This window comes from Bradyrhizobium sp. I71, from assembly GCF_022354745.1.
In the GTDB taxonomy this organism is placed as follows: Bacteria; Pseudomonadota; Alphaproteobacteria; order Rhizobiales; family Xanthobacteraceae; genus Bradyrhizobium; species Bradyrhizobium liaoningense.
In genome coordinates this window covers 2,132,309-2,144,216 of the sequence record NZ_CP059398.1, presented here as the reverse complement: position 1 = coordinate 2,144,216, position 11,908 = coordinate 2,132,309, and the positions used below count along the sequence as shown (strand labels likewise).

The 11,908-nt window shown below is 65.1% G+C and carries 11 protein-coding genes; all 11 read left to right on the top strand.

Features of this window, described 5'->3' with window-relative positions; genetic code table 11:
* The first annotated feature begins 19 nt into the window (after positions 1–19).
* The 11 genes from FJV43_RS10645 (at position 20) to FJV43_RS10595 (ending at position 11,887) form a co-directional block, all read left to right on the top strand.
* Positions 20–463 carry a flagellar basal body-associated FliL family protein gene (locus FJV43_RS10645; RefSeq protein WP_194394079.1) on the top strand — a complete coding sequence of 148 codons (444 nt, stop codon included), beginning with the start codon at positions 20–22 and terminating at the stop codon, positions 461–463.
* On the top strand, positions 460–1,200 hold the full coding sequence (gene fliP / locus FJV43_RS10640; protein ID WP_239626817.1) for a flagellar type III secretion system pore protein FliP: 741 nt from the start codon (positions 460–462) through the stop codon (positions 1,198–1,200). Before FJV43_RS10645 ends, fliP begins: the two co-directional genes overlap by 4 nt.
* Before the next feature lie 265 nt (positions 1,201–1,465).
* A complete protein-coding gene (locus FJV43_RS10635; RefSeq protein ID WP_239626816.1) occupies positions 1,466–2,374 on the top strand; it encodes a flagellin in 909 nt (302 codons plus the stop codon).
* A 277-nt stretch (positions 2,375–2,651) separates the two neighbouring features.
* A complete protein-coding gene (locus FJV43_RS10630; RefSeq protein WP_239626814.1) occupies positions 2,652–3,566 on the top strand; it encodes a flagellin in 915 nt (304 codons plus the stop codon).
* Between the two features lie 304 nt (positions 3,567–3,870).
* Positions 3,871–5,496, top strand: coding sequence for a flagellar basal-body MS-ring/collar protein FliF (gene fliF / locus FJV43_RS10625; protein WP_239626812.1), 1,626 nt, complete (start codon positions 3,871–3,873; stop codon positions 5,494–5,496).
* Entirely contained in the window at positions 5,493–6,191 is a 699-nt protein-coding gene (locus FJV43_RS10620; protein WP_239626811.1) for a hypothetical protein, read from the top strand. The genes fliF and FJV43_RS10620 overlap by 4 nt, the downstream gene beginning before the upstream one ends.
* A 6-nt stretch (positions 6,192–6,197) precedes the next feature.
* Positions 6,198–7,508, top strand: a complete 1,311-nt coding sequence (locus FJV43_RS10615) for a MotB family protein (RefSeq protein WP_239626809.1) — start codon at positions 6,198–6,200, stop codon at positions 7,506–7,508.
* Positions 7,505–8,683: a chemotaxis protein gene (locus FJV43_RS10610; protein ID WP_239626807.1), complete on the top strand. Its 1,179-nt coding sequence runs from the start codon at positions 7,505–7,507 to the stop codon at positions 8,681–8,683. The genes FJV43_RS10615 and FJV43_RS10610 overlap by 4 nt, the downstream gene beginning before the upstream one ends.
* Positions 8,680–10,032, top strand: coding sequence for a flagellar hook-length control protein FliK (locus tag FJV43_RS10605; protein WP_239626805.1), 1,353 nt, complete (start codon positions 8,680–8,682; stop codon positions 10,030–10,032). Before FJV43_RS10610 ends, FJV43_RS10605 begins: the two co-directional genes overlap by 4 nt.
* Positions 9,983–10,564 carry a transglycosylase SLT domain-containing protein gene (locus tag FJV43_RS10600; RefSeq protein ID WP_239626803.1) on the top strand — a complete coding sequence of 194 codons (582 nt, stop codon included), beginning with the start codon at positions 9,983–9,985 and terminating at the stop codon, positions 10,562–10,564. Before FJV43_RS10605 ends, FJV43_RS10600 begins: the two co-directional genes overlap by 50 nt.
* Positions 10,565–10,654: 90 nt before the next feature.
* Positions 10,655–11,887, top strand: coding sequence for a flagellar hook protein FlgE (locus tag FJV43_RS10595; RefSeq protein ID WP_239626801.1), 1,233 nt, complete (start codon positions 10,655–10,657; stop codon positions 11,885–11,887).
* Positions 11,888–11,908: the final 21 nt, after the last annotated feature.

Sequence of the window (11,908 nt, the reverse complement as noted above, 5' to 3'; positions counted from 1 at the left end):
CGCGATGGCAGGGGGCGTTATGCGCCTGATTGCCGCCATCGTCGTGCTGACCTTGATCGCGATCGGCGCGGGCGCCCTTGCCGGCCTGCATCTGATCGCGACCGCCGAGCGCGTTGCCGATGCGAAGAAGAGCGCCACGCCGCCGCCGATCGCCTCGAGCTACGCCGGCAGCGCGCGGCTCAGGAAACTGTCTCCGATCGTGACCAATCTCGCCGCGCCGGCCAACAACTGGGCGCGCATCGAAGCCTCCATGGTGACTGACAGCATGAGCGACGAGGATGCCGGCATTCTGGCCGCCCACATCAGCGAGGACATCGTGACCTACCTGCGGTCGGCGACCGTTGCGCAGTTCGAGGGATCGCGTGGGCTCCAGCATCTGCGTGACGACCTGACCGAGCGCGCCAACATCCGCTCGTCGGGCAAGGTCCGCGAACTGATCATCGAGACGCTGGTGATCCAGTGAGAGTGAAAGTCCTGCTGCTCGCGTTTGTCCTGGTCGTGCTGCCCGAAGCGGCGCTGGCCCAGATTCCGGACCTGAATTCCCTGTTGCCGCCGGGAAACGGCTCGACCAGCGGCCGCATCATCCAGCTGATGGCGCTGATCACGGTGTTGTCGGTCGCGCCGGGGCTGCTCATCATGGTGACGAGCTTCACGCGATTTGCGGTGGCGTTGTCGTTCCTGCGCGCCGGTCTCGGCCTGCAGACCACGCCTGCGAACCTCGTACTGATCAGTCTCGCGTTGTTCATGACCTTCTACGTCATGGCACCGACCTTCGACAGGGCCTGGGAGACCGGCGTCCAGCCGCTGATGAAGAACGAGATCTCCGAAGAGCAAGCCTATCTGAAGATCACCGATCCGTTCCGCGAGTTCATGCTGGCCCATGTCCGCGACAAGGATCTCCAGACCTTCGAAGCGCTCGCCGCGGAAAGCTTCCGCAAGAAGTTCGACGACAAGCGCGTTGATCTGCGCGTCATCATTCCGGCCTTCATGATCTCCGAGCTCAGGCGCTCGTTCGAGATCGGATTCCTCATCATCCTGCCGTTCCTGGTGATCGACATGATCGTGGCGACGCTGACCATGTCGATGGGCATGATGATGATGCCGCCGACGATCCTCGCGCTGCCGTTCAAGATGCTGTTCTTCGTGCTGATCGACGGCTGGAACCTGCTGGCCTCCGGACTGGTGCGCTCGTTCTCGTAAGAGCCGAGATCGCTGACCGGATGGATATGGTTAAGCGATCGGCGCGGGATATGGTTAGCGGCTGGTAATGTTAACCATATGATTTTACGCCGAAATTCAGGCCGGCCTTAATCTGGAGGCAAGATTCGGCGTGCTAGCAATGCGGCACGGCGGGTTGGACCCCACCCACATCAGTCCAAAGGCATGATGCCGTCCCTCCGTACCGGTGAAAGCCCGGTATGTCCCCTCGTGAAAATGTATCGCGTACAAAAAAGGGACATTCGCAATGTCAAGCCTGCTTACGAACTCGACTGCCATGACCGCCCTCCAGACCCTGCGGTCTGTGAGTTCGCAACTCTCCACCACGCAGAACCGGATCTCCACCGGCCAGCGCGTGGCCACCGCTTCGGACAACGCAGCCTACTGGTCGATCGCGACGTCGATGCGCGCCGACAACGCCACGCTCTCCGCCGTTTCCGACTCGCTCGGTCTGTCGGCCGCGACCGTCGACACCGAATATACCGCTCTGACCTCGGTGATCGGCGACAAGGACTCGGGTCTGACCAAGCTCCAGGCGCTGCTGGTCCAATCCAAGACCGCCGGTATCGATCGCACCAAGATCCAGGCCGACATCACCCAGATCCAGCAGGATATGAAGCTCAAGGCCAACTCGGCCACCTTCAACGGCATCAACTGGCTGAGCACGACGACCGGTACCACCCCGACGAGCTTCAATCTCGTATCGTCGTATTCGCGTGTCGGCGGCACGCCCACCATCGGCTCCATCACGGTGACGACCGCCAACTACACGCTCTACTCCACGACGCAGACCGGCATCCTGGACACGGTGAGCGGCAGCGCGTCGGTCGACACGATCAACATCTCCGCGCTGACCGACTCGGCGGCTGACCAGACCACGCTCGATGGCTACATCGCGCAGGTCACCACTGCGATCAACTCGGTGGCCTCGGCTGCCGCCAATCTCGGTGCCGTCAAGAACCGTATCTCGACCAACACTAACTTCGTGAAGTCGCTGATGGACTCGGTTGACCGCGGTGTCGGCCAGCTCGTCGACGCGGACATGAATGCGGAATCCACCCGCCTGGCCGCTCTTCAGGTTCAGCAGCAGCTCGGCGTTCAGGCGCTTTCGATCGCCAACAACAGCAGCCAGAGCATCCTGTCGCTGTTCCGCTAAGACTCAAGTCATCGGAGGAGGGCCGCGCTTCTCGCGAAGCGCGGCCCTTTCGTTGGGGCGTGACGCCACGCGCACGCCGTCATTTCGGCTCCCTGTTGCCGCTGGAGCACAGCGCCACAAGCCTCGCACAAGCTTCGCTCGCTAACCTCGCCGTTACGACAGATTGGGCCCTGAATCCGCGTTTGCGGGAAGCCCAAAGGCATGACGCCGCCCTGTCGTACCGGTGCAAGCCCGGTATGTCCCCCAAGCTCGATTCAATCTTCAAAGGGACATCAAAATGGGTTCTAGTCTCCTCACCAACTCCTCCGCCATGACCGCGCTCCAGACCTTGCGGTCTGTCAGCGCGCAACTCGCCACCACCCAGAACCGGATCTCCACCGGCCAGCGTGTGGCCACCGCTTCGGACAACGCCGCCTACTGGTCGATCGCGACGTCGATGCGCTCCGACAACGCCGCGCTCTCCGCCGTCTCCGACTCGCTCGGTCTGTCGGCCGCGACCGTCGACACCGAATATACCGCTCTGACCTCGGTGATCGGCGACAAGGAATCCGGCCTGACCAAGCTGCAGGCGCTGCTGGTCGAAGCCAAGACCGCCGGTATCGATCGCACCAAGATCCAGGCCGACATCACCCAGATCCAGCAGGATATGAAGCTCAAGGCCAATTCGGCCACCTTCAACGGCATCAACTGGCTGAGCACGACGACCGGTACCACCCCGACGAGCTTCAATCTCGTATCGTCGTATTCGCGTGTCGGCGGCACGCCCACCATCGGCTCCATCACGGTGACGACCGCCAACTACACGCTGTACTCGACCACGCAGACCGGCATCCTGGACACCGTGAGCGGCAGCGCGTCGGTCGACACGATCAACATCTCCGCGCTGACCGACTCGGCGGCTGATCAGACCACGCTCGATGCCTACATCGCGCAGGTCACCGCTGCGATCAACTCGGTGAGCTCGGCTGCCGCCGATCTCGGTGCCGTCAAGAACCGCATCTCGACCAACTCGGAGTTCGTGAAGACCCTGATGGACTCCGTGGACCGCGGTGTCGGCCAGCTCGTCGACGCCGACATGAACGCGGAATCGACCCGCCTCCAGGCTCTGCAGACCCAGCAGCAGCTCGGCGTTCAGGCGCTCTCGATCGCCAACCAGAACAGCCAGAGCATCCTGTCGCTGTTCCGCGGCTAAGCGGCGCTTTCGAAATGACCGTGCTCCCTCAGGGAGCACGATCCCCGCCATGATCGGCGGATGCGACGGCACACGACACGCCGGCATCGACCTTCCGACGCCAGACTTCATGCAATACGCCGCAGCCGATAGCGCTGCCATGCGCCCGAGCGTCGGCTTGTGGCCGCCGAACGGATTGCGTCGTCCTGGCTTCTTGCAAAATTGCAACGCCTCGCCAGCGAACTGACACATTCGCGGCCTCGCGCAACCTTCAGACAAGGTTGGCAGCTGAGTGTCCTGTACGTTCGCATTGGTACGAGGTCATATGCTCAGTCGTGCGCAGGTACAGCAACTGCTCAACAATCTGCTGGAGCTTGGGCCGCGACGCCTGATGGCCTTGGGACTGATCGGCTTTGCCGTTCTCGTCACCGTCGTCGGCGGTACCTATTATCTCAGCCGCCCCGAGTTCGAAACGCTCTATACCGGCCTCACCCGCGAAGATGTGACGCGCATAGGCGCGGCGCTGCGCGAGCAGAACATCACCTTCGACGTCAATTCCGCCGGCGATGCGGTCTCGGTGCGCCCGAGCCAGACCATGCAGGCGCGGATGCTGCTTGCCGAGAAGGGGCTGCCGACCAGCGCCAACTCCGGTTACGAGCTGTTCGACAAGATCGGCTCGCTCGGCCTGACGTCGTTCATGCAGGAGGTCACCAAGCTCCGCGCACTGGAGGGCGAGATTGCGCGCACGGTGCAACTGATGAAGGGCGTGAAGGCGGCGCGGGTGCACATCGTGCTGCCGGTCCGCGGCTCGTTCCGCGCGACGCAGCAGCCGCCATCGGCCTCGGTCGTGCTGCGCACCGACGGCGCGATCGAGGCGCGCACGGCGCAGTCGATCCGTCATCTCGTCGCCGCCGCCATCCCCGGCATGAGCCGCGACAAGGTGACGGTGCTGGACGCCGACGGATCGATGCTGCTCGCCGAAGAGGACGAGGCGAGCGCCGCGCCGACCAAGATGGCGAGCCTTCAGAAGACGGTCGGCGGCATGGTGCAGGAGAACATCCGCAAGGCGCTGACGCCGTATCTCGGCCTCGACAATTTCGAGGTGAGCGTTGCGCCGCAGCTCTCCACCGACAAGCGGCAGATCAACGAGACGGTCTATGATCCCGAGAGCCGCGCCGAACGTTCGGTCCGGAACGTGCGCGAGAAGGAATCGTCGCAGAACGCCGACCGCTCGACGCCGACCACGGTGCAGCAGAATCTTCCCGACCAGCAGGTGAATGCCGGCGGCGGCAAGAACTCGAGCGAGGACAAGAGCCGCCGCGAGGACGTCACCAATTTCGAGGTCTCGTCCAAGACCACGACGACGGTAAGCGACGGCTATTCGGTCAAGAAGCTCTTCATCGCCGTCCTGGTCAACCGCGCGCGGCTGGTCGCCGATCTCGGCGACAAGAGCAACCAGGCCATCGTCGACAGCAAGCTTGCAGAGATCAGTCAGCTCGCGGCGACGGCGGGCGGACTGGACAAGACGCGCGGCGACCAGATCCAGGTGACGGCGGTCGACTTCATCGAGGGCTCGCGCGAACTGGCGCCGGTGCCCCCGATCAGCTTCGTCGAGATGATCAACAAGCAGCTCGGCAGCGTCATCAACGCAGTGACGATTCTGGCGGTTGCTGCGATGCTTGTCTGGTTCGGGCTTCGGCCCGCGGTCAACGGCATTTTGACCCATCGCGCGGAGCAGGAGCAGGCCGAGGCGGCTGAGGCCGCCCAAATCGAGGCTGCGGCGGCCCTTGCGTTGCCCGACAGCGAGGAGGCCGAGCTCAACCTCGTCGAAGACCTCGAAGGCAAGATGCAGCGAACGCCGCAGAAGCGGCTGGAGCAGATCGTCCGGCTCGATCAGATGCAGGCGGCTGCGATCCTTAAAGACTGGATGCGACGTGAGGAGGCGGCATGAACGCGGCAATCGGAAAACTCCTGACGCAGTTCGACGCGAATGGCCGGGTCAAGTCGTCGCCGCCTCCGTCGCCGAAAATCCAGGACGTGCTGACGCGGTCGAAGGAAGCCTGGCGCGAGCCGCAACCTCATCCGCAGCCCCAGACCCAGCCGCAGCCGCAGCTACAGGCGCCGCCTCCGGCGCCCGCGACGGAAGCTCCATCCGCCAACCTCCTGGACGATGCCTATCGGCGAGGCCATGCCGCCGGCGTCGCGGAAGGCGAGGCCAAGTTGGCGGAGGAGCGCGTCCGCAGTGCGATCCGGCTCGGAGAGGAGCGGGCAAAATGGTCCGACCAGCAGGCGGTCGCGATCGTTGGCGGCTTCGAGGCGGCCTGCCGGGAGATCGAGAGCAACATCGCAAGCTCCGTTGCACGGATATTGCTGCCGTTCCTCACCGAGGCGGTGCGCAACAAGGCCATCGGGTCACTGGTCGAGCAGATTGCGGTGCTGACCGGCGGTTCACCGGTGCCGGTCTTCAAGGTCACCGGCCCGAGCGAGCTGCTCGACCTCGTGAAGACGCAGCTCGAGGCTTCCAGGCGAACCGGCATCGAGTACGAGGCCGCCGACACCTTCGAGGTCCGCGTCGTGGCCGACCAGACCGTGATCGAGACGCAGATCTCCGCGTGGAGCGAGCGCCTCAGGGAAGCGCGCCGGTAGTCCGCCATGGAAGAGGTCAAGCATGAGATCGTGATCGTCCGCCGGCGTAGCGCCTTCGCCGAGGAGGCGCATCACGGCGGCGTCTGGAAGATCGCCTATGCGGACTTCATGACCGCGATGATGGCGTTCTTCCTGGTCATGTGGCTGCTCAATGCGCTCAACCAGGACCAGAAGCAGGTGGTCGCGAGCTATTTCAATCCGATCAAGCTCGCGGAGAACGCACCTGCTCCAAAGGGTCTCAAGGATCTCTCCAAGAAGGAGCCGTCCTCGTTCGAAGGCCAGGACGGCAAGCGTCAGCCGGCCGGGCCGAACGAAGAACGTCGCGGTGACTCTCCGACGGCCGAGAAGCCGGCCTCCTTCGAGGAGAAGGTCCTGTTCCGCGATCCCTATGCGACGCTCGCGGAGATCGCCAACAGCGCGAACCAGTCCACGGGTCAGCGGCGTGCGGGCGCTCTGACGTCGGTCGAAGAGGACGGCCTCAAGGGCGGCGACGCCTACCGCGATCCTTTCGATCCCGGCTATTGGAAGCTGGCGCCGCAGGCGTCCAAGGACGCCGATCGTTTCATCGAGAGCGAGCCCAAGCCGAATGCCTCCGCGCGCGACGGTGCAGCCGGACCAAACCCGGGCGAGCCGCAGGCACGCCGTGCCAAGGCGGAAGAGGCCGGCGGAAGCGTGGCTCCGAACGCAGATAGTCCGTCCGCAAGCCTGTCGCCCCTTCTGCCGCCGGGCCCCGCACCCACGCAATCCTCGCGCGAGGGCGCCCAGCCTGGCGTTCAAGCCAATGCCGCCCCCCAGGCGCGTCCCAACGACACGGTAAAGGAGTCCGAACCGCGCGATGCGGCGCAAACTCAGCAGCCGACCCTCAAGCAGCTTCAGTCCGCGATCGCGGACGCGCTGTCGGATATCAAAGCGGGGGCGGGACCGGCGGCCGAGGTGCGTCAGGTCGAGGAAGGTCTCCTGGTCAGCCTGACCGACGATGCGAGCTTCGGCATGTTCGCGGTCGGCTCGGCCGAGCCGCGGCCCGAGCTGATCCGCGTGATCGACAAGATCGGGCCGCTGCTGACGAAACGCCAGGGCACGATCATCGTCCGCGGCCATACCGACAATCGACCATATCGTTCGGAAACCTACGACAACTGGCGGCTGTCGACTGCTCGTGCGCAAATGGCATATTACATGCTGGTTCGCTCCGGCGTCGATGCGCGGCGGATCGAGCATATCGAAGGCTACGCCGACCGTCGGCCGAAGCTTCCGAACGATCCGGCGGCCGCACAGAACCGCCGGATCGAGATCCTGATCCGGGAGAAACGCCCTTGATCAGGCTGCTGCGCCGCGCCGCCCTGCTGCTGCTGCCGTTCACGGCGGCGAGCGCGCTTGCCCAGCCTGCGCCCCAGCCCGGCGAGCCCTATGAGCTCGTTCGTGCGCTACAGGCGGTGCAGGACGGCATCGCCAACGGCGACACCGCCGCGCATAGCAGCCACATCTCGCTGATCCGGCAGATCGGCGAGAAGTTTCTCGCGGCCGATCCCGCCGTGTGGAGCAATCCGCAGAACAGCCAGGCTGTGGTCATCTACCTGCTCAGCGGCGGTGCGCCGCAAGTGGTCCGCAAGCTGCCGCGCGACAGGATGAACGTCGACGAGCGGCTGTTCAATGGTGCGCTCGCCTATGTCGAGGGTCGTCAGGACGAAGCGCGGGAGCTGCTCAAGGACGTCAAGCCGCGGACGATTCCCTCGGGCCTGGGCGGACAGGTCGCGCTGGTCCAGGGCGCGCTGTTCGCGCGCGCAGAGGCATCGCTCGCGATCGAGCGTCTGGACGATGCGCGCCTGCTGTTGCCCGGCACGCTCGTCGAGGAGGCGGCGCTGCGGCGCGAGATACTGCTGGTGGGTCAGGCGGAGGATTTCGAGAAGTTCGAGTTCCTGACGCTGGCCTATATCCGCCATTACCGCAACTCGATCTATGCCGGCGACTTCTGGCAGCGCTTCTCCGCGGGGCTGACGCAATCGAGCCTGGCGCTCGACGAGCGCCGTTTTGCGCGGATCACGGCCCTGTTGGAGCAGATCGATCGTGCGAGCCGCCTCAAGCTGTACCTCGTGATCGCGCGCGCCGCGATGGTACGCGGACGGCTGGCCGTGACCCGGCTTGCCGGCGAGCGGGCGCTGGCGCTCAGCGCCGACGCCTCGGCGGATCGCGAGCGCGCCCATTTCTTCCGCGGTGCCTCGCGGGTGCTTACCGACGAATATGACGGCGGTCTCGCCGAGTTGAAGGCGCTCGACCGGTCGAAGCTGCCCGAGCGCGACGTCCCCCTTCTGAATGCCACGGTGCAGCTCGCGCTCGACGTCCGCAAGCCGTTCGCGCTCGGATCCGTTGCGGCTGCCGACAAGCCTCCGGCAACGCCGGCGCGGCTCGATCTGTCCTCATCGACCGTGACGCTCGCGCGCGCGCAGAAGCAGCTCGGCGAGCTCGAACTCCTTACCAGGGACCGCCGTCCATGACCAAGCTCAGTGGAACCTCCGGACAGCTCTTCTCGGGTCTCGCCGAGAGCCTCAACGTGCGCGGGACGTCACGATCCGCGAAGAGCGCCGGGACCAGACCGCAGGCAAACTCGTCGTTCAACGATCTGCTCCACACCGTCTCGAATCTCGCGAAGCAGGCACTGAGCGATGGTGCCAGCGACACGACCGCGAAGGCCGGAACGCTGCGCACGCGTCTGGCCCATTCCAGCGAGCAGGAGAAGCCGAAGGACGCGGCGGTGCGCGAGCGCATCGCGGCGTCCGAGGGACCAGAGGCCACAGAGGAGTCCTCCGACGACAAGGCCGACAGGTCGTCGGAGAAACTACGTCCGGTGGATCAAGCCGCCGGGGCAGACGTCCAGGGTCAATCGGGCATTGCCGTGGCGGTTGGGCAGGAGATCGCTGCCGCGCCTGCCGTGAAGACGCAGCTGCAATTGCTGTCCGCCGACAAGGACGGACCCGCCCGCGACGAGCGGTCCTCCACGACGAAGCGCGAGGCTTCCGGCACGGGCGCGGCGAAGGTGGCGACGGTCGACACCGCCCCATCCGGTGTCGCTCCCACCGCCGCGCGCTCGCAGGCTGCGGCTTCGCAAGCGACGGGCGCGGAGCAGTCGGCACCGACGCAAGGCACGGAGGCTTCGAGCGCAATGCCCGCGTCAGCGGGCTTCGAGGCGGTCACGGCCAATGTCGAGCGCGCCGCCAAGGCCTCGGCGCGCGCCGCGCTGCCCGAGACGACCAAGGTCACCGTGGTCCAGCAGGAGACCCATCTGCCGCCGGCGCAGTTCAACGCCCCGCAACAGGTCGCCAATGCAGTCATCGCCGAGCTGAAGGAGTCCCCGGCACCGGCGGCGTCGGCTGCGTCGGACCTTGCGGCTTCCCAGACCAATGCGCCGGATCAGCCGCTCAAGATCCTGACCGTCAATCTCGAGCCGCCGGCGCTCGGCAACGTCACCGTGCGCCTGCGTCTCGTCGGCACCGAGGTGTCCGTCCAGCTTGCGGCCGAGCGCAAGGACACGAGCCAGATGCTCGACCAGCAGCGCGACCAGATCCGCGATCTCATGCAGTCGGCGGGCTACGTCGCCGACGTCGCGCCGGTCCAGCACGGCTCGCTGGACGGATTCCAAAGCGGCTCCGGCCAATCTCAGCCGCAGCTCTCGGGCCAGCACCAGCCCTCGTCGCAGTCGCAAGGCACGTTCGGCGGTGCCGGCACGTCGTCGGGGCAATCCGACGGCGGTGCGAAGCAGGCCCGGCAGGAGCACCAGTTCAACCAGGAGACGCGTCATGATCAGGACGTGGCGCCGCATCATCGTCGCGGCCCTGTTTATCTCTAGTGCGAGCGCTGCCCAGGCGGCCGCCGAAACTGCGCGCCCCTGCGAGCGCGAGATGGCGCGCGCGGCTCGGCAGCACGGGATTCCGCTCGGCATTCTCTACGCGGTCGGCCTCACCGAGACCGGTCGGCGCGGCGCGCTGCATCCTTACGCCCTCGGTGCCGACGGCCAGACCGTGTTCGCCAAGGACATGACTGACGCAATCGCGAATTTCGAGGCGATGCGCAGCAAGGGGATCAAGCTCATCGACCTCGGTTGCATGCAGATCAACCACTATTATCACGGCGACAAGTTCGCTTCGGTACGGGCGATGTTCGATCCCGCCAGGAACGTCGACTACGCCGCGCGCTTCCTGAAGGAGCTGAAGCAGCGCGAAGGCAGCTGGACCATGGCGGTCGCGCGCTACAATGCCGGTCCCAACAACCAGCCGGCACAGAAGCGCTACGTCTGTCACATCGTCGCTCATCTCGTCTCGAGCGGGTTCGGCGCGTGGACCGACAAGGCGCGCTCGTTCTGCCAACCGAAAACGACATGACAACATGAAGTTGTGCATCGCTTCCAATCATCAGCCCCGCGCAAGCAAGACCCCCCATTGTAGCTGCAACCTACCAAAGGAGCCCAATTCATGAGCCTGTATGGTGTTATGCGCACCGGCGTTTCCGGTATGTCTGCGCAGTCCAACAAGCTGTCGACGGTCTCGGACAACATCGCCAACGTCAACACGACCGGCTACAAGCGGGCTTCCACGGAGTTCTCCTCGCTGATCCTGAAGAGCGGCTCCGGCAACTACGATTCCGGCGCCGTCGAGACTACGGTCCGCTACGCCATCACCGATCCCGGGCATACGCAGTTCACCACGTCGAGCACGGACCTCGCCGTTCAGGGCAATGGCTTCTTCGTGGTGTCGAACGCGAACAACACGCAGCAGTATCTGACGCGCGCCGGCTCCTTCGTGCCGGACAGTCAGGGCAATCTGGTCAACGCGGCCGGCTACTATCTTCTGGGGCAGCCCGGTCTCGTGACCAACTTCTCGCAGAACAGCCTGTCCGGCTTGCAGATCGTCAACGTTGCCCAGGTTCCCCAGGTGCCTGTGCCGTCGACGGCGGCAACGCTCACGACCGGAAATCTGGATCCGAAGGCGGCTGTTATCGCCGGTCCGCCCGGCCCGGCGTCATACTCATCGAAGAGCTCGATCGTGGCCTACAACAATATCGGCCAGGCTGTTACGCTCGACGTCTATATGTCCCACACGGCGACGGCTGCCGGCTCGGATACCTGGCAGATTCAGGTCTATGACTCCGCGACGGGCACCTCGCTCGGCGCCGCCACCACGTTCACCTTCGACACCACGGCGGCCGGCAGGGGCGCGCTGGACGCGGCGAGCCCGACCGGTCTCACCGTGACCGTCCCCGGCGGTGCGGCGCTGACCATGGACCTGTCGAACATGACGCAGGTCGGAACCGACTTCAGCTTCAAGGCGACCGTCAATGGCAGCGTTCCCTCGGCCATCGACAAGGTCGACGTCGACGATGCGGGCCACGTGACGGCGATTCTCAAGAACGGGCAGCAGCTGACGCTCTACACGATCATGCTCGCCGACGTCGCGAGTCCCGACAATCTGACGCCCGAGCCGGGCAACGTCTATTCGACCAACATGGATTCCGGCAACGCGCAAGCGGGAAATGCCGGCACCGGCGGGCTCGGCACGATCCAGTCCGGCGCCCTGGAAGCCTCCAACGTCGACCTCGCGGACGAGCTCACCGGGATGATCGAGGCCCAACGCGGCTTCACCGCGAACTCGAAGTCGTTCCAGACCGGTGCCGACCTGCTCGACGTCGTCGTCAACTTGAAGCGCTGAATTCTTCAGCGCCCATTCCGG

What these genes read in the sequence shown, in the direction of transcription:
- FJV43_RS10645 (WP_194394079.1), top strand. Translation starts at nt 20, where the DNA reads ATGCGCCTGATTGCCGCCATCGTCGTGCTGACCTTGATCGCGATCGGC.
- FJV43_RS10635 (WP_239626816.1), top strand. Translation starts at nt 1,466, where the DNA reads ATGTCAAGCCTGCTTACGAACTCGACTGCCATGACCGCCCTCCAGACC.
- FJV43_RS10630 (WP_239626814.1), top strand. Translation starts at nt 2,652, where the DNA reads ATGGGTTCTAGTCTCCTCACCAACTCCTCCGCCATGACCGCGCTCCAG.
- fliF (WP_239626812.1), top strand. Translation starts at nt 3,871, where the DNA reads ATGCTCAGTCGTGCGCAGGTACAGCAACTGCTCAACAATCTGCTGGAG.
- FJV43_RS10620 (WP_239626811.1), top strand. Translation starts at nt 5,493, where the DNA reads ATGAACGCGGCAATCGGAAAACTCCTGACGCAGTTCGACGCGAATGGC.
- FJV43_RS10615 (WP_239626809.1), top strand. Translation starts at nt 6,198, where the DNA reads ATGGAAGAGGTCAAGCATGAGATCGTGATCGTCCGCCGGCGTAGCGCC.
- FJV43_RS10605 (WP_239626805.1), top strand. Translation starts at nt 8,680, where the DNA reads ATGACCAAGCTCAGTGGAACCTCCGGACAGCTCTTCTCGGGTCTCGCC.
- FJV43_RS10600 (WP_239626803.1), top strand. Translation starts at nt 9,983, where the DNA reads ATGATCAGGACGTGGCGCCGCATCATCGTCGCGGCCCTGTTTATCTCT.
- FJV43_RS10595 (WP_239626801.1), top strand. Translation starts at nt 10,655, where the DNA reads ATGAGCCTGTATGGTGTTATGCGCACCGGCGTTTCCGGTATGTCTGCG.